At 72.9% G+C, this 16,482-nt stretch carries 19 protein-coding genes; 10 read left to right on the forward strand and 9 right to left on the reverse strand.

The window, feature by feature from the left end; translation table 11 throughout:
- Positions 1-65: 65 nt before the first annotated feature.
- Together ABFJ78_RS32295 and ABFJ78_RS32300 are read left to right on the forward strand one after the other, a co-directional pair.
- Complete coding sequence (locus ABFJ78_RS32295) at positions 66-548, forward strand: RICIN domain-containing protein (protein WP_436390433.1); 483 nt, start codon at positions 66-68, stop codon at positions 546-548.
- 60 nt (positions 549-608) lie between these two features.
- On the forward strand, positions 609-1,553 hold the full coding sequence (locus tag ABFJ78_RS32300) for an MBL fold metallo-hydrolase (protein WP_436390435.1): 945 nt from the start codon (positions 609-611) through the stop codon (positions 1,551-1,553).
- Here the strand turns inward: ABFJ78_RS32300 and ABFJ78_RS32305 are convergent.
- Entirely contained in the window at positions 1,550-1,729 is a 180-nt protein-coding gene (locus ABFJ78_RS32305) for a hypothetical protein (protein WP_436390437.1), read from the reverse strand. The two genes, ABFJ78_RS32300 and ABFJ78_RS32305, sit on opposite strands and share 4 nt — an antisense overlap.
- Positions 1,730-1,916: 187 nt before the next feature.
- On the opposite strand from ABFJ78_RS32305, the gene ABFJ78_RS32310 reads away from it, so the two are divergent.
- Genes ABFJ78_RS32310 through ABFJ78_RS32320 form a run of 3 tightly spaced genes read left to right on the forward strand, consistent with a single transcriptional unit; the run spans position 1,917 to position 3,745 of the window.
- Positions 1,917-2,477 (forward strand): RNA polymerase sigma factor, encoded by a 561-nt coding sequence (locus ABFJ78_RS32310; RefSeq protein ID WP_436390439.1) that lies wholly within the window; start codon positions 1,917-1,919, stop codon positions 2,475-2,477.
- Entirely contained in the window at positions 2,474-2,911 is a 438-nt protein-coding gene (locus ABFJ78_RS32315; protein WP_436390441.1) for a hypothetical protein, read from the forward strand. Before ABFJ78_RS32310 ends, ABFJ78_RS32315 begins: the two co-directional genes overlap by 4 nt.
- Positions 2,912-2,938: 27 nt before the next feature.
- A complete protein-coding gene (locus ABFJ78_RS32320; protein WP_436390443.1) occupies positions 2,939-3,745 on the forward strand; it encodes an esterase/lipase family protein in 807 nt (268 codons plus the stop codon).
- Here ABFJ78_RS32320 and ABFJ78_RS32325 read toward each other — a convergent pair.
- From ABFJ78_RS32325 to ABFJ78_RS32335, 3 genes are read right to left on the reverse strand one after another with little or no spacing between them, the layout of a single operon-like run.
- Complete coding sequence (locus ABFJ78_RS32325) at positions 3,735-4,577, reverse strand: ABC transporter permease (protein ID WP_436390445.1); 843 nt, start codon at positions 4,575-4,577, stop codon at positions 3,735-3,737. The two genes, ABFJ78_RS32320 and ABFJ78_RS32325, sit on opposite strands and share 11 nt — an antisense overlap.
- Positions 4,574-5,485 (reverse strand): ABC transporter ATP-binding protein, encoded by a 912-nt coding sequence (locus ABFJ78_RS32330; RefSeq protein WP_436390447.1) that lies wholly within the window; start codon positions 5,483-5,485, stop codon positions 4,574-4,576. Before ABFJ78_RS32330 ends, ABFJ78_RS32325 begins: the two co-directional genes overlap by 4 nt.
- On the reverse strand, positions 5,482-6,609 hold the full coding sequence (locus ABFJ78_RS32335) for a hypothetical protein (protein WP_436390449.1): 1,128 nt from the start codon (positions 6,607-6,609) through the stop codon (positions 5,482-5,484). The genes ABFJ78_RS32330 and ABFJ78_RS32335 overlap by 4 nt, the downstream gene beginning before the upstream one ends.
- 167 nt (positions 6,610-6,776) lie before the next feature.
- On the opposite strand from ABFJ78_RS32335, the gene ABFJ78_RS32340 reads away from it, so the two are divergent.
- A complete protein-coding gene (locus ABFJ78_RS32340) occupies positions 6,777-7,835 on the forward strand; it encodes a methyltransferase (protein WP_436390451.1) in 1,059 nt (352 codons plus the stop codon).
- A gap of 83 nt (positions 7,836-7,918) precedes the next feature.
- Here the strand turns inward: ABFJ78_RS32340 and folP are convergent, their stop codons facing one another.
- Positions 7,919-8,788, reverse strand: a complete 870-nt coding sequence (folP, locus tag ABFJ78_RS32345; RefSeq protein WP_436390452.1) for a dihydropteroate synthase — start codon at positions 8,786-8,788, stop codon at positions 7,919-7,921.
- A 95-nt stretch (positions 8,789-8,883) separates the two neighbouring features.
- On the opposite strand from folP, the gene ABFJ78_RS32350 reads away from it, so the two are divergent.
- The gene (locus ABFJ78_RS32350) at positions 8,884-9,537 is read left to right on the forward strand and encodes a rhomboid family intramembrane serine protease (RefSeq protein ID WP_436390454.1); all 654 of its coding nucleotides are present in this window, start codon (positions 8,884-8,886) and stop codon (positions 9,535-9,537) included.
- Here ABFJ78_RS32350 and ABFJ78_RS32355 read toward each other — a convergent pair.
- Positions 9,534-10,568, reverse strand: coding sequence for an NAD(P)-dependent alcohol dehydrogenase (locus ABFJ78_RS32355; RefSeq protein ID WP_436390456.1), 1,035 nt, complete (start codon positions 10,566-10,568; stop codon positions 9,534-9,536). The two genes, ABFJ78_RS32350 and ABFJ78_RS32355, sit on opposite strands and share 4 nt — an antisense overlap.
- 97 nt (positions 10,569-10,665) lie before the next feature.
- Between ABFJ78_RS32355 and ABFJ78_RS32360 the strand changes: the two genes are divergently transcribed.
- Positions 10,666-11,253: a TetR family transcriptional regulator gene (locus ABFJ78_RS32360; RefSeq protein WP_436390458.1), complete on the forward strand. Its 588-nt coding sequence runs from the start codon at positions 10,666-10,668 to the stop codon at positions 11,251-11,253.
- Here the strand turns inward: ABFJ78_RS32360 and ABFJ78_RS32365 are convergent.
- On the reverse strand, positions 11,250-12,026 hold the full coding sequence (locus tag ABFJ78_RS32365) for an alpha/beta fold hydrolase (RefSeq protein WP_436390460.1): 777 nt from the start codon (positions 12,024-12,026) through the stop codon (positions 11,250-11,252). The genes ABFJ78_RS32360 and ABFJ78_RS32365 overlap by 4 nt on opposite strands.
- A gap of 87 nt (positions 12,027-12,113) precedes the next feature.
- Between ABFJ78_RS32365 and ABFJ78_RS32370 the strand changes: the two genes are divergently transcribed.
- Positions 12,114-12,851 carry a trypsin-like serine peptidase gene (locus ABFJ78_RS32370; protein ID WP_436390462.1) on the forward strand — a complete coding sequence of 246 codons (738 nt, stop codon included), beginning with the start codon at positions 12,114-12,116 and terminating at the stop codon, positions 12,849-12,851.
- Between the two features lie 62 nt (positions 12,852-12,913).
- Here the strand turns inward: ABFJ78_RS32370 and ABFJ78_RS32375 are convergent, their stop codons facing one another.
- Both ABFJ78_RS32375 and ABFJ78_RS32380 read right to left on the reverse strand, forming a co-directional pair.
- Positions 12,914-13,738 (reverse strand): hypothetical protein, encoded by an 825-nt coding sequence (locus ABFJ78_RS32375; protein WP_436390464.1) that lies wholly within the window; start codon positions 13,736-13,738, stop codon positions 12,914-12,916.
- Positions 13,739-13,914: 176 nt separating this feature from the next.
- Entirely contained in the window at positions 13,915-14,544 is a 630-nt protein-coding gene (locus ABFJ78_RS32380; protein ID WP_436390466.1) for a TetR/AcrR family transcriptional regulator, read from the reverse strand.
- A gap of 93 nt (positions 14,545-14,637) precedes the next feature.
- Here ABFJ78_RS32380 and ABFJ78_RS32385 point away from each other — a divergent pair, with 93 nt between their 5' ends.
- Complete coding sequence (locus tag ABFJ78_RS32385; RefSeq protein ID WP_436390468.1) at positions 14,638-16,323, forward strand: TIGR03086 family metal-binding protein; 1,686 nt, start codon at positions 14,638-14,640, stop codon at positions 16,321-16,323.
- Positions 16,324-16,482 lie beyond the last annotated feature (159 nt).

Below are 16,482 nucleotides of genomic sequence, written 5' to 3' on the forward strand. Positions count from 1 at the left end.
GAACCCGCCCGGCACCCTCGTGAAGGTCTGCCCCGGCGCGCCGGAGAACCAGTTCGACTGCCTCGGTGACGACTACTTCAACACCAGCCCCGCGCCCGGCAGCTACCTGGCGACGCACTGGAACGTCGCGACGAGCGCCGTACCTCATCGCGAGCGGCACGCCCTACCCCGCCGGCACGATCACCGGGATCGGCGGCAAGTGCGTCGACGTGTCCAACAGCGGCACCGCCAACGGCACGGCCGTGCAGCTCTGGACCTGCAACACCACCCCCGCCCAGCGCTGGACCAGGCAGAACGGCACCATCCGCGCCCTCGGCAAGTGCCTCGACGTCTCGAACAGCGGCACCGCGGACGGTACGCTCGTCCAGCTCTGGGACTGCAACGCCACGGGCGCGCAGACCTGGCAGGCCCGCTCCGACGGGACGCTGCTGAACCCGCAGTCGGGCAAGTGCCTCGACGCGACCGGGAGCGCCTCGGCCGACGGCACCCGCCTGCAGATCTGGTCGTGCTCGGCGGCGGCCGGCCAGCGCTGGGTTATCTCGGGGTAAAACCCCGCAACCTGCCCGCGCTCCCGTCGTTATCCGCTTCGTCAGTCCAGGGGAGGAACCATGCCGGCCGTCACTTCGAACATCGTCCCGCTCCGGCACGCGCGCCCGGGCGTGGTCGCGTACGTGAAGAGCCCGGCCGAATGGTTCGTCTCCAACAGCGGGTGGATCCAGGGCAGCGAGGGTGTCGTGCTGGTCGACACCTGCGGCACCGAGCAGGCGACGCTGGAGCTGGTGCGCGACGTCCGCAAGTACGCGGGAGAGCAGGAACTGACCGTCGTCGTCACGCACGCGCACGGTGAGCACCACAACGGCGTCGGGGTCGCGCTGCGCGAGGGCGGGACGGCACTGGCCGCCCCCGGCAGCGTCGAGGAGGTCAAGGCCGGGCCGCAGACCTACGGCAACGTCTTCACCTACACCCAGTGGGGCGTGCTCGAACCGCCGGAGCCGGCCGTGGTCCGGCCGGTGCCCGGCTGGCAGCGGCTCGACCTCGGCGACGCGGTCGCCGACGTGGTCGCGGTGCCCGGCGTCGCGCACACCGCGGGCGACCTCGTGGTGCACGAGCCGCGCTCGGGCACGCTCTTCACCGGCGACCTCGTCTCCATCGGCGACACGCCGATGGCGGTGCACGGCTCGGTCCCGGGCTGGCTCAGCGCCCTCGACTGGCTGCAGGACACGTTCCGCCCGCGGACGCTCGTGCCCGGCCACGGCCCGGTGGCGACCCCGGGCCACAGCGCGCTGCACGCGATGCGCGTCTACCTCGAGTGGCTGCTCGAGGTGACCGAGCGCCAGACGGACTTCACGCGGCTGGCGAACCAGGCGTCGCTGCGCTGGCCGCACTGGCGCAACCCCGAACGGCACATCGGCAACCTGATGCGCGCGTACGCCGACCAGCACGGCCGCAAGCTCGACGTCGACCTCGCGGTGGACGCGGTTCTCGCCGCGGCCGGCGGCCGGATCGACCTGGACTGCGTGCTGGGCGGCGAACCGGTCCGCCGGATTTCCTAGAGCCGCACCACTTCCGGCGCCACCGGCGTGTCCCCGAGCCACGTGCAGGCGGGTACGCCGGTGCTCGTGGGCACCGGCACCGCCTTGCCCACCTTCACCACGGCCACCGGCCGCCCGCAGGCGACCAGGTCCAGCACCAGCAACGGCACGACGAGCAGTATTTTCCGGATCCGCATATCGGCTCACCCCGGTGTTGTCTCCACACTCCCACTCCGGCACACGGCGCCCGCGGCGGCGCGGTTCAGCGCGATCGGGTGTATTTCCGCCGGTGTCCGCGGCTCGGGTGAACGGGGGGACGACGGAAGGAATCCCCCGATGGAGTACCGGCTGGTGGCTACGCTGAGCAGGTCGATCGGAGGTGCGGTGGACACCACGACCCTGCTCGAAACGGCCGCTCGCGGCGACCAGGCGGCCTGGGACACCCTGGTGGACCGGTACGCGAGCCTGCTCTGGGCGATCGCGCGCGGCCACCGGCTCTCGGACGCCGACGCGGCCGACGTCGTCCAGACGACGTGGCTGAAGCTCGTCGAGAACCTCGGCAAGATCAAGGACCCGGACCGCCTGCCCGGCTGGCTCGCGACGACCGCGCGGCACGAGTGCCTCCGCCAGCTGCGCCGCGCCGGTCGCGAACGGCCGGCCGACGACCGGGACTGGCCGGACGAGCCGGCCGGCCACGCGGGCGTCGACGCGGCCTTGCTGCTCGACGAGCGCAACGCGACGCTGTGGCGCGCGCTGGCCACGCTGTCGGAGCAGTGCCGGCAGCTGCTCCGGGTGCTGATGGCGACACCGCCGCCGTCGTACACGGACGTGGCGGCCGCCCTCGACATGCCGGTCGGCAGCATCGGCCCGACGCGGCAGCGCTGCCTGGCCCGGCTGCGGGAGCGGGCCGGCGCGGCCGGGCTCGGAACGGAGGACCGGACATGACCGACGACGAGCTCATGGACGAGCTGCGCGCGGCCGCCGAGCAGGCGGACCCGGTGCCGGACCTCGTGCTGCGCCAGGCCCGCGCGGCGCTCGCCACCCGCGACCTCGACGCGGAGCTGGCCGAGCTCGCCTTCGACTCCGACCTCGAAGCGGCGGGCGCGGTCCGCGGCGGCGACGTCCGCCTGCTGTCGTTCGACTCGGCCCGGGTGTCGCTGGAGCTGCAGGCCGAGTACGAAGACGGCCGCGTCACGCTGCGCGGCCTGGTGACGGGCGCGACCGGCGACGCGGTGATCGAGGTGGCGGGCGAGCGGCACGTCCGGCCGATCGACCCGGACGGCTGGTTCACCGCGACGGGCCTGCCCCGCGGGGCGACGCGGGTGAAGGTGACGGCGGCGGACGGCACGACGGTCACCACCGGCTGGGCCGGCCTCTGACCCACCCGCGCGAGGCATCATGGAAGCGTGCGGATCACGGCCTGGTGGCGCGGAATCAGCCCGCGGCGGCGGCTGCTCATGGGCGGCGTCGGCGTGGCCGTGGTGGCCGTGCTCGTCGCGTCCGTCCTCGCCGCCACCGGGACGAGCGCCGCGCCGCAGTCCGGCGTCCCCGACCAGGGCAGGCCCGGGCCCGTGCTGCTCGTTCCCGGCTACGGCGGCGGCCAAGGCGCGCTGACCGAGCTCGCCGCCCGCATCCGGCAGACCACCGGGCGCTCCACCGAGGTCCTCACCCTGGCCGGCGACGGCACCGGTGACCTGCTCGAACAGGCCGGCGTCCTGGCCGAAGCCGTCGAGAACGCCTACGCGCGCGGAGCCCCTTCGGTGGACGTCATCGGCTACTCGGCCGGCGGGGTCGTGGCCCGGCTGTGGGTCAGCCGCGACGGCGGCGACCACCAGGCCCGCCGCGTCGTCACGCTCGGCGCGCCGATGCACGGCACCGGCCTGGCCGCGGCCGGCGGCGCGCTGGTCCCCGGCGCCTGCCCGACCGCGTGCGTCCAGCTGGCCCCGGGCAGCACGCTCATGCAGGAGCTGGCGAAGGAGCCGATCCCGGCGACGCTGCCGTGGCTTTCGGTGTGGACCGAACGTGACGAGACCGTCACGCCACCCGACTCCGCCCGCCTCGACGGCGCCGTCAACGTGGCCATCCAGCAGGTCTGCCCCGGCAACGCGGCCGGCCACGGCGACCTCCCGACCGACCCCGCCGTCACCGAGCTCGTCCTCCAGGCCCTCGGCACCGGCCCGCTCGAAGCGCCGACGGAGTGCCTCAGCTCGTGACGTCCTTCGTCGCGAAGTTCGCCCACGCGGCCCCGAAGAACACGACGATGTAGCCGGCCTGCAGCAGCAGCCCGTGGTCGATGTTGCGCCACAGCACGGGATCCCGGAAGAAGTCGATCCAGGACAGCCAGTAGTGCGTCGGCAGGTACGGCTTCACCGACGCGGCCGCGTCCAGGGTTTCCAGCACCGAGCTGGTGATCAGCACGGCCAGCCCGCCCAGCGCGGCCCCCAGCGCCGAGTCGCTCAACGTCGAGAGGAACACCGTGATCGCGGCGAACCCCAGCATCGACGTGACGATGTAGGAAACCGCGCCCAGCAACCGCAACCCGAGCCCGGACGAGCTGAGCGACTGCCCCGACAACGACGTCACGCCGGTCGGCTGCCCGCCCGGCCCGGCGACGCCCGGCGTCCCGCCGGTGCCGAACAGGATCACGCCGAGCACCAGCGACGTCAGCACGACGATCACGATCGCCGCGGTCACGTACACGGCCAGCGCGACCATCTTCGCGCCGAGCAGCCGCGTCCGCCCGACCGGGCGCACCAGCAGGTACCGCAGCGTGCCGCCCGACGCCTCCCCCGCGATCGAGTCGCCGGCCACCACCGCGACGGCGATCGGCAGGAACAGCGGCAGGACGAGCGCGAGCGCGGCCGCCGGGAACAGTGCGCCGTCGTTGACCACCGCCGACAGGAACGCCCCGCCCTGCCCGGGCGGCGGCGCGAAGTCGGCTGTCGCCAGGAAGACGCCGACGATCGCCGGCAGCAGGCAGAGCAGCAGCACGCTGACCCAGACCCGCGGGCGCAGCGCGAGCTTGCGCAGTTCGACGCCGATCACCCGGCGGCTCCGAACCGGTCCGAGCCCGGACCCGTCACGTCGAGGACGACGTCTTCGAGCGTCCGCTGCTCGGCGTGGATCGACGTCACGCGCACCCCCGCTTCGACCAGCAGCGCGTTCAGCGCGGCCGGGTCGCCGTGCCGGATGACCAGGCGGTCGCCGTCGCGGGCTTCGAGCTGACCGTCGAGCACCGCGGCCGCCGCGGCGGCGTCCGGCGTGCCGACCAGCACCCGGCCGGTCGCCGCCCGCAGCGTCGCCAGGTCCTCTTCGAGCACGAGCCGCCCGCGGTCGACGACGCCGACGCGCGTGCAGAGCTGCTCGACCTCGGCCAGCAGGTGGCTCGACAGGAACACCGTGGTGCCGGCCGCGTTCAGCTCGACGAGCAGCTCGCGGATCTCCTTGATGCCCTGCGGGTCGAGACCGTTGGTCGGCTCGTCGAGGATCAGCAGGCGCGGCTTGCGCAGCAGCGCGCCGGCGAGGCCGAGGCGTTGCCGCATGCCGAGCGAATACGCCTTGACCGGCCGCTGGTCCACTCCACCGAGGCCGACCTGCTCCAGTGCTTCGTCGATGCGACGCCGTCGAGTGCGCCGCCCGCCGCCGCGCCCGGCGGCGTCGAGCAGCGCGAGGTTCCGCCGTCCGGACAGGTGCGGGTACGCGGCCGGGCCTTCGACGAGCGCGCCGACCTCCGGCAGCACCTCGGCGACCCGCTTCGGGACGGGCTTCCCGAGCACCTCGATCTCGCCGCTGGTCGCGTACACGAGACCGAGCAGCATCCGGACGAGCGTGGTCTTGCCCGAGCCGTTCGGGCCGAGGAAGCCGTATCGGTCGCCTTCGCGGACGGCCAAGTCGACGGCGTCGACCGCGAGGGTGCTCCCGTACCGCTTGGTCAGCGCGCGCGTGACAATCATCGGCCGCTCCGGCGCAGCCTGGTCAGTTCCTCCGCGACGGTCTTCAGCACGTCCGGCGTCACCGTCCCGGCCAGCAGGTAGGAGCGGCGGAAGGTGGTCGATCGGACGATGGCCAGCGACAACGGCGTGATCGACAGCTGCACCACCGTCCCGGCGGCCAGCTTGGCCTGCACCGCGCCGGCCTTCCCGGCGGCGTCGGCGGCCGCGTTCCCGACCGCGCGCGGCACGGCGATGACCGCGAAGGCCGCGAGCCCGGTGCCGTAGAGCGCGGCGCCCTCGACGCCACCGAAGTCCGACGACACCACCGGGCGCCCGGCGAGCGTCGCCGGCAGCGGCACCTGGCCCAGCGCGCCGAGCGCGTTCGTGACGTCCGGGGCGCTCGCCACGGTGAACCCCGAACCGAGCACCGGCCGCGGCGCCTCGACGACCGGCGTCGTCTGCTCGAGCTGCTGGAACTCGGTGACCAGGATCGGCGCCTGCTGGCCGCGGGCGGTGACTTCGACGCGCACGGCCACGCCGGTCGCCGGGTCCGCCCAGACGTCGACGCGCCCGATCGTCGTGGCCGGGTCGGCGGGCACGAGCCGCAGCCCGGACGCGGCGACGCCGGCGACGTTGCGGCCCGGCAGCGCGCTCACCGGGTCGCCCTTCGCCGCCTTCAGGACCCGCCGCGCGAGTTCGGGCGGCAGCAGGTCCCCGGCCCGCGGCAGCCGGACGCTCGGTTCGCCGATCAGCTCGGTCAGCGTGTTGTCGCCGTAGTCCCAGGTGTATTCGCCGTCGGGCAGGCGGTAGACGTCGTGCTCGCCGGCCATGCCGAGGATGTCGACGCGGTACCGGTCGGGCCCGGCGTACCAGGCGCGCATGGGCGTCCGCATCGAGAAGAGCGCGGTGACGGGAGCGAGGTTCGGCAGTTCCGGCAGGGCCAGCGAACCGGCGCTTTCGGCGTAGCCCTGGTACGGCTTTCCGGCGGAGGCCAGCACGAGGTCGCGCAGCCGGGCGGGATCGACGCTCGCGCCGGCCGGGGCGAGCGCGGCGACGACCGACGGCACGGACACGAGCACCGCGGCCACGGCGGCGACGACCGCCCACCGGCGCCGCTTCGCGTGCCGCACCACCGAGGGCGTCATCCGGCATCACCTCTTCGTCCTTTGTACGCCATGGCCGCTACTGTCGAGGGGTGACGAATCCCGTTCATGCTGCGGTCCTGAGCTAGTCCCGCGCCGGACTCCCGCACACCCGCCCGTCTCGCGGGTGCTTCACCGTGCCCGCAGCAAGAACGGAAACCCCCTTTCCCGTGGCTCAGCTCGTCGTGCCCGGCGAACCCCCTCGCCGGCTCTTTTCCCCGCCATCCCGCCAGGCGGTCGTCGCCGACGACCGCCTCTCCGCCGACGCCGCCCTGCGTTCGGCGTCGGCCCTGCTCTGGCGCGGGGACTACCCCGCCGCCCGGCGGTTGCTCGACGCCGTGAACCGGCGGATCCCATCGCCACCACCGGACGACTACGCCCGCTACCGGGCTTGGCGCACCCGGCGGGCGCAACGGCTCTCACTCCTCTACGTGCCCTTGGACCCCGGCCACGTGCTCCCGCTGCGCCGGGCACCGGACGTCTCGGCCGCGTGCACCGCGGTCCACGGCCCGCTCGACGTCCCCGCGGCGATACCGCTGCGTGAGCTGCTCGGGGTCGTCGGCGCGGCGGAATGGCGGCGCCGGGGCATCGCGGTCACGGCCCTCGGCGCGCGGATCCACCCGCACTACGGCGTCTTCGCGCCGGTCCGCCAGGAGTACGTCGACCTGGTCGCGGCGGCGCCCTTGCCTTCGCGCACGCTGGCGTTCGACATCGGGACCGGCACGGGCGTGCTGGCCGCGGTGCTCGCCCACCGCGGCGTCGCCCGGGTGGTGGCGACGGACGCGGATCCCCGCGCCGTCGCGTGCGCGACCGAGAACCTGGCGCGACTCGGCTTCGGCGCCCGCACGGAAGTCGTGTGCACGGACCTGTTCCCGCCCGGCCGGGCGCCGCTGGTGGTGGCCAACCCGCCGTGGTTGCCGGGCCGCCCGCGCACGCCGCTGGATCACGCGGTTTACGACCCGGGCAGCCGGATGCTGCGCGGGTTCCTCGACCGGGCGCGCCGGCACCTGACGCCGGAGGGCGAGGCATGGCTGGTGCTGTCGGATCTCGCGGAGCACCTCGGGTTGCGGACGCGCGAGGAGCTGCTCGGCTGGATCGCGGCGGCGGGGTTGCGGGTGATCGGGCGGACGGAGACGCCGGCGCGGCACCCGCGTGCGTTGGATTCCGCGGATCCGCTGCACCGGGCGCGGGTCAACGAGGTCACGTCGCTCTGGCGGCTTGGTCCATAGTGGACACCGCGAGGGCCGGGGCGGGTGGCCGGACGACGTGAATGACTCATTCCTGTCGTCTGGTGACAGGAATGAGTCATTCACTACACCAGGAGGCCCGCGACCGCCTCCACGGCTTCCCGCGTCTCCCGGACGTTGTGGGCGCGGAAAACGGCCGCCCCCGCGTGCGCCGCGATAGCCGTCGCCGCGAGGGTGCCAGCCAAGCGGTCGTGGGCCTCCACGCCGAGGGTCTCGCCGATCAGGTCCTTGTTCGACAGCGCGACGAGCACCGGCCAGCCGGTCGCCACCAGGCGGTCGAAGTGCCGGAGCAGCGACAGGCCGTGGCGGGTGCTCTTGCCGAAGTCGAACGTCGGGTCGACGAGCACGCCGCCGCGCGGGACGCCGGCCGCGACCGTCCGCTCGGCCGCCGCGGTCAGCTCGGCGACCACGTCCGCGACGACGTCGTCGTAGCGGGGCCAGAACGGGCGGGCGGGCGTCGGCTCGGGGTACGGGTCCGTCCGCACCGGCATGCCCCCGACGTGGGAGCAGACGTAGCCCGTGCCGAACTCGGCGGCCACCTCGACCAGCTTCGGGTCGGCGCCGGCCCAGGTGTCGTTGAGCAGGTCGGCGCCGGCCTCGCAGACCCGGCGGCCGACCTCGTGGCGCCAGGTGTCGACGCTGATGACCAGGTCCGGGTGGCGTTCCCGCACCTCGGCGACGAACGGCACGACCCGGGCGCTCTCCTCGTCGACGTCGACCTCGGGGCCCTCGCCCGCTTTCACCCCGCCGATGTCGACGATGTCGGCGCCCGCCGCGACCGCGCGGTCGACGGCGTCGCGCGCGGCGTTCTGCGCGAACGTCGCCCCCTTGTCGTAGAAGGAGTCGGGCGTGCGGTTGACGATGGCCATGACCAGCGCGCGGTCGCCGGGCATGCGGCGGCCGCGGAAGACCGTCTCCGGCCGGGGTGACGTCATGCCCCCAACCCTGCCAGGTCACGGCTCGGTCCGGAACGCCGCGTCCGGGGCCGCTGTCCGGTTATCCTCGGCGCACACCGAGCAGGGGGAACGACATGACGAGCGGCGAGGGACCGGCCCGCAGCGAAGCCGAGACGATGATCGCCGAGGCCAAGAAGGCCTTGTGGGTGATGGTCGGCCTGCTGGCCTTCCTGTGGGTCGTCCAGCTGATCAACGCGCCGACCGGCTACGACCTGAGCCGCGAGTTCGGCATCGAAGCGCGCGACCCGGCGTCGCTGCCGGAAATCTTCAGCGCCCCGTTCTTGCACGGCAGCTGGGGTCACATCGAGGGCAACTCGGGGCCGCTGTTCGTGTTCGGCTTCCTCGCCGCCTACCGCGGCGTGAAGAAGTGGCTCGGCGTGAGCGTGCTGATCATCGTCGCCAGCGGTCTCGGCGTCTGGTTCATCTCGCCGTCGAACTCGGTCACGGTCGGCGCCAGCGGCCTGGTGTTCGGCTACTTCGGCTACATCATCGTGCGCGGCCTGTTCGACCGGCACCCGATCGACATCGTGATCGGGCTGGTGATGGCGTTGTGCTTCGCCTACCAGTTCGCGTCCCTGCTGCCGAGCGAAGAAGGCGTCAGCTGGCAGGGCCACCTGTTCGGCTTCGCCGGCGGCATCATCGGCGGCTGGCTGTTCCGCGACAAGCGCCCGAAGGCGGTCGCCTCCCCCGACCCGGCGACGACGCTGCTGCCCAAGAACTTCGGCTAGCCGAGGTCCGCGAGATCCAGGACGAAGCGGTAGCGGACGTCGTTGCGGGACAGGCGATCCAGGACCTCGTTCACCTGGGCCGACGGGACCACTTCGACGTCCGCGGCGACGCCGTGGCGAGCGCAGAAATCGAGCATCGCCGCGGTCGCGGGCCGGCCGCCGCTGCCCGCCGACGTCAGTTTCTTGCGGCCCACCAGCAGGTCCATCGCCTCGACCGTGAGCGTGCCGAGGTGCCCGACCTGGCTGAGGGTGCCGTCGAGCGCGACCAGGCGCAGGTACGGGCCGAGGTCGTGGGGCACCGCGATGGTGTCGATGACGACGTCGAAGCGGTCCTTGGCCGCCGCGAGCTGCCGGGGGTCGGTCGACACCAGCAGCTCACGCGCCCCCAGGCGGCTCGCGTCGGCGGCCTTCGCGGCGGAACGGCTGACGACGGTCGTCTCGGCGCCCAAGGCGACCGCCAGCTTGACGGCCAGGTGACCGAGACCGCCGAGCCCGACCACCGCGACCCGGGTGCCGGGCCCGGCGCCGAGCGCGCGCAGCGGCTCCCAGACGGTGATGCCCGCACACAGCAGCGGCGCGGCGGCCGCCGGGTCGAGGCCCACGGGGAGCCGGTAGGCGAAGTCCTCCCGCACGACGTACTCGCGGGAGAACGCGCCCAGCGTGGGGGAGCCGTCGTGGCGGTCGGTTCCGCCGTAGGTGAGCGTCGGGAATTCGGCGCAGAAGTTCTCCTGGCCGCGGCGGCACATCGCGCACGTCCCGCAGGAGTCGACGATGTTGCCGACCGCCACCGGGTCGCCGGGCGCGAACCGCGTCACCGCGGGCCCGGCGGCGGTCACGACGCCGGTGAACTCGTGGCCCGGCACCAGCGCCGTGTCCCGGGGGCCGCGCACCGCGTGCAGGTCCGTGTGGCAGACCCCGCAGTGGTCCACGCGGATCGCGATGTCGTCGTCGCGCAGGTCGCGCCGCTCGAGGGTGACGCGCCGGAGGGCCGGTTCGGTCGCGCCGGCCAGCCAGCCGGTCGTGGTTCGCATCGCAGCTCCTGACAACAGAACAGTCGGTTTGTTTCTTCGAAGCTAGCGCGCCCGGACCCGCAAAGCAAACCGACTGTTCTGTTGTAAGCTGCGTCGCATGGCCGACAAGCTGCTGACCGCCCGCGGAGCCGCCACGAAGCAGCGCATCGTGGACGCGGCGACCGAGGAGTTCGCCCGGTACGGCATCGCCGGGGCCCGCGTCGAGCGCATCGTCGAAGCGGCCCGGACCAACCGGGCCCAGCTGTACGCCTACTTCGGCAGCAAGGACGGGCTGTTCGACGCGATCTTCTTCGCCTCGCTGGAGCGGATCGTGAACGTGGTGCCGATCGACGGCGCCGACCTCGCCGGCTGGGCGGTCCGCCTCTACGACGAGTACCTGCGGCGCCCGGACCTCATCCGCCTCGCCACCTGGACCCGCCTCGAGCGCCGGCCGGCCGGTCACCTGGTGGCCGACACCGACCGGCTGGACGACCCCAAGCTGCGCGCCATCGCCGACGCGCAGGCCGCCGGGCTGGTCCGGCCGGGCGACCCGTTCGACCTGATGGCGGTCGTGATCGCGATGTCGATGGCGTGGTCGCCGGTCAGCAACGTCTACGCCGCCACGGAAGCGGAGCCCGCCGAGGTCCACGACCGGCGCCGGCAGCTGCTGCGGGAGTGCGTCCGAAGCGCCATCGCGCCCGCTTAGGCCCCGAAGGCGAACACCGCCGCGACGAACTGGTCCGGGTCGAAGTCCATCGCCTGGTGCGCCTGGCCAGGCAGCGGCACGACGTCGGCGCCGGGGACGCGCGCGGCCACGGCGTCGGCGGCCAGCCGCAGGTACTCCGGGCTCTCGGTGCCGGCGAACAGCCGGACCGGGATCGCGATCTCCCCCAAGCCCTCGCCGAACTCCATCGCCTCGACGACGTCCAGCTCCCGCGGGATCGTGTGCGCGGCGGCCACCCGCGCCCGCCAGACCGGCGTGCCGCGCATCGCTTCGACGTCTGCCTCGCCGAGCCGCAGCGCCTCCCGCAGGAAGATCCGCAGGATTTCCTCGGGGTCCTCGGCCGCTCGCATGCGGTCGCGCGCGTCCGCGCCGACGACGTGCTCGCCCGGCTTCGGCCGGGGTGGTTCGTAGGCCACGAGCCGCGTCACGGCGTCGGTCTTCCGGACGGCTTCCAGGGCGCACAAGGCGCCGTAGGAGTGCGCCAGGAGGTAGACGTCTCCCCCGGCGGCTTCGGCCACGGCGGCGATGTCCTCGCCTTCGCGCCCGATGGCGTACCCGGACGCCTCGTCCCGGCTCAGCCCGCGGCCGCGGCGGTCGACGAGGTGCAGGCGGTAGCGCTCGGCGAGCCGCTCGCGGACCGCCGACCAGCGGGTGTGGTCCGCGCCGGTGCCGTGCACGAGGACCATCGGCGGACCGGCACCCAGGGTTTCGAACCCGATGACCGTGCCGTCGGGCGACCTGACCGAACTCGACATGCGTCCGAGGCTAACGGCCGCTGTGAAGTCGCTGTGCATCCAGCTCGTTGCGCTGCCGAGCCGGCGCCCGTGTGGTGATCTGGGAGGGTGGCGATCACCTTCCTGAGGCCCGTGCTCGTGGGCGCGGCGACCGTGCTGGCGCTCGGCGCCGGCCTGGTCGCCGGCACGGACACGACCGCCGACGACGCCTACGCCGCGGGCACCACGCCGGCTCCCGTCACCACTTCCGCGCCGGCGAAAACCGTTTCCCCGGTCGGCGCGTTGTTCGCGAACGGGAGCCATTTCTGCACGGCGAGCGTCGTGCATTCCGGCGGTGGCGACCTGGTGCTGACGGCCGCGCACTGCGTCAAGGAAGGAATGGCGTTCGCACCGTCCTATCACGACGGTGTGGCGCCACTGGGAATGTGGACGGTCACCGGTGTCGCCGTCGCGGACGGCTGGACGTCTTCGGCCGATCCGGATCTGGATTTCGCGTTCCTGACCGTTCAGCAGCCCGGTAATCCGGCTTCGCTGGAAAGCCTCACCGGCGCGAACGTCCTCGGCACCGACCCCGGATTCGACCACACGATCACCCTCACGGGGTACCCCGACACGACGGATTCTCCGGTGGTGTGCACCGGAACGACGACGCGGTTCGACACTTATCAACTGCGCGTGGCGTGCCCTGGTTACCCGGACGGCACCAGCGGCGGCCCCTGGGTCACCGACGGCGCGGTCATCGGCGTCATCGGCGGCTACCAGCTCGGCGGCGACACCACGGACGTCTCCTACAGCGCGTACTTCGACGACGACATCGCGAAGCTGTACGCCTCGGTGGCCGGCTGAAACGCGAACCGGGCCCGCGTCCCTGGCGGAGGACACGAGCCCGGTTCACCTCTCGCGAACCCTCAGCAGGTCACGATGAGCCCGGTGAGCGCCGAGCACGTCTTCGACGCGCTGTCGTTGGCGCTGTTGGGATCCTGCGGCGAGCTGGCGGTGCGAACCGCCGTCGTGGTGTACGAGCCGAGCGCCAGCAGGCCGCCGTTGACGGAGAACTTCGCGGTCGCCGAGGCACCGGACGCCAGCGACGCGACGTCGCAGTTCACGTTCCGGGTGGTGCCGACGCGGGCGCAGCCGGTGCCGTTCGCGTACGACAGGCCCGACGCATACGTTGCCACCACGCGGATCCCCGACGCGGCCGACGGGCCGAGGTTCGTCACGGTCACCGTGTAGTCGATGCGCGCGTTCAGGCCGCCGTGGCCGGTGGCGCTGAGCCCGACCTTGACGTCGGCCACGGTGACCGGCTGGGCGATCGTGACGACCGGGCCGTCCGTGGATTCGAACGCGTAGTTGTCGCCGGCGAACTGGTGCCGCAGCGTGAACTCGCCGGGAGCCGCGGTTTCCTTGACGCGCAACGTGAAGGTCACGGTCCTGGTGCCACCCGGTTCCACATCCCCGACCGGCCCGCGGTAGCTGCCGTCGTACACGTAGCAATCGGCGGTCACGCCGGCGCACGACACCAGGTCGGCGACGTCGGTGAGCGCGACCGGTCTGGCGGAAATCGCCGCTTTCCCACCGGTGACCGGGAAATCGAGACCGTTGTGGATGGTCTCCGTGACGGTGAATGTCTGTCCCGGGAGCACGGTGGTGGGACTGACTTCGACAGAACTGGAGGGCAGGTCCGCGTGCGCGGCGGGCGCAATCGCGATGAACGCCGTGGCCATTGCGGCCACCGAGGACAGAATCGTGGTCCGTCGCCAGCTTCGTTGCATAGTCGTGATCTCGCTGTTCCAGTACGGGGAATGCCGCTCTGACAGATGCTGCGTGGTCTTGGTGGACAGTCGACGCTGATCAGTCGTCGCGATCCCGGCATTCGTTACCGCCATCCGGACGCGCCGCGGCACGGCCGTCAGGACGGACGCCAGCGGCCGTTCATCTCACCCGGGCGCGGCGGCGGGCCGGGCAGCGCGCGTTCTTTTCCCGCCTCCAGCCCCTCGATGAGCATCGCCAGGTACCGGCGGCGCAGCTGGGTGGTGCGCTCCGGGTCGTCGACGCGGATGGCCGCGCAGCACTCCAGGATCATGCCGAGGTCTTCGGTGACGGCGTCTTCGCGGAGCCGCCCGGTCCCGCGCGCCCGCGCGAAGAGGGCGGCCGACAGCTCGTTGGCGCGGCGCGCGTCGGCACCCATCTCCTCGGTCGGGGTGAACGTGCCGGCGAGGTGGACGGTCAGCGAGTGGACGTCGGCGTCCACGACCCGTTCGAGGAAGCCGGTGAGCGCCGTCCAGGCGTCCGGCTCTTCATCGGCGGCCTCGGCCTCGGCGATGTAGGTGCGCAAGCCGTCGTGGCAGAGCCGGCAGAGCAGGAGCTCCTTGCTCGGGTACCGCCGGTAGAGGGCGCTGATGCCGACGCCGGCGCGCTCGGCGACCTGCGAGATCGGCGCCTTCGGGTCCGCGAGGAAGACGTGGCGGGCGGCGTCGAGGATGACGACGTTGTTGCGGGCGGCCTGGCCGCGGCGGCCGGGCAGGGCTGTCTCGGGCATGCCCCGGAGATTAGCACTGGAACGGATCATTCCGGTCTGCTACAGTTCGGAACGAAGCATTCCGTTCCAGCAGGCCGACCCGAGGAGCCAGTCATGACCGTTCGCCCGTTCCGCGCCGAGGTCCCCCAGTCCGCCCTGGACGACCTGCGGGGCCGTCTCCAGCGGGCGCTGTGGCCGGACGACCTGCCCGCCGAGTACGGCGTCACGAACGAGCGGGTCCGCGCGCTGGCCGAGCACTGGCTGGAGAAGTTCGACTGGCGGGCGTTCGAGGCGAAGCTCAACGCGTACCCGCAGTTCGTGACGGAGATCGACGGCGAGACGATCCACTTCCTGCACGTCCGGTCGTCGCGGGCGGACGCGACGCCGCTGGTGCTGACGCACGGCTGGCCGGGCTCGATCGTCGAGTACCTCGACGTGATCGGCCCGCTGACCGAGCCGGAGTCGGCCGACGAGCCGGCGTTCCACCTGGTGATCCCGTCGCTGCCGGGCTTCGGGTTCTCGGGCCCGACGAAGGCGGCGGGCTGGGGCACGCACCGCACGGCGGCGGCGTGGGCGGAGCTGATGAGCCGCCTGGGCTACGAGTCGTACGGCGCGGCGGGCAACGACGCGGGTTCGATGATCTCGCCGGAGATCGGCCGGCTGGCGCCGGAGAAGGTCGTCGGCGTGCACGTCACGCAGCTGTTCTCGTTCCCGTCGGGCGACCCGGCGGAGATGGCGGACCTGAGCGAGGCCGACCAGGCGGCGCTGGCGCACCTGCAGTGGTTCTACGAGAACATGTTCTCCTTCAACACGTTGCACAGCCAGCAGCCGCACACGCTCGCGTTCGCGCTGGCCGACTCCCCGCTGGCGCTGCTGGCGTGGAACGCCCAGCTGTTCGGCGAGCACCTCGACGCGGACTTCGTGCTCGCGAACGTGGCGCTGTACTGGCTGACGGGCACGGGCGGCTCGTCGATCCGCTTCTACTTCGAGGACGCGCACTCGACGGTCCACCCGGAGGGCCCGACGACGGTCCCGACGGCCCTGGCGATGTTCGCGGGCGACTTCCAGTCGATCCGCCGCTTCGCCGAGAGAGACCACGCGAACATCGTCAGCTGGAACGCGTACGACGCGCGTTCCGGAAGCGGCGGCCCCCGCGACGCGGCCGGCCACTACGCGGCGCACGAGGCGCCGGATGTCCTGGTGTCGGACATCCGCGGGTTCTTCGCGAGCCTGAACCGCTGGCCGGTGCTGACGGCGGCGCACAACGCCCTGCGCACGGCGGTGGCGGGAGTGACGGACGGCGGGCTTCCGACCCCGTGCGCGGAGTGGACGGTGAACCAGGTGATCCACCACGCGGGCGGCGACCAGCAGGGCTACGCGGCGTTCATCACGGGAGAGCCGGGCCCGAACTTCAACCCGTTCGCCCCGTCGGGCGCGCTGGAAGACGCGCTGGGCTTCCTGGAGCCGACGCTGGCCGCGTCGTCGGCAGCGTTCGCAACGGTTCCCCGATCGGCAACGGAAGTCCCGACGCCCCTCCCCCAGGGCGCGCTCCCGGCCCCGGTGGCCGTGGGAGCGGCAGCGTTGGACGCGGCGGTCCACGCGTGGGACATCGCGGTGGCGACGGGTCAGGAGTCCCCGCTGACGCCGTTCTTGGCGGAGTCGCTGCTCCCGGTGGCTCGGGAGTTGGCCGAGCCGTTGCGAGGGTTCGCGTACGCGCCGGCGCTGGAGGGGTCAGCGGAGGACGACGCGGCTTCGCAGCTGCTGCGGTATCTGGGCCGCGATCCTCAGTGGACGGTGTGAAGGGCTGACGGCTGGGGCCGGGGAACCGCGAAGGGCGGCTCCCCGGCATGGCCGTTCCCCGGCCGCCGATGTTCGCAGGTGGGCCAAGGGTCGGCCTGCGGCAGCTTCCGGTCAGCTGGCCCAGGATGGCAGCGGCAACCACTCCCAGCCGCCCGGCTT

This window comes from Amycolatopsis sp. MEPSY49, from assembly GCF_051337345.1.
In the GTDB taxonomy this organism is placed as follows: Bacteria; Actinomycetota; Actinomycetes; order Mycobacteriales; family Pseudonocardiaceae; genus Amycolatopsis.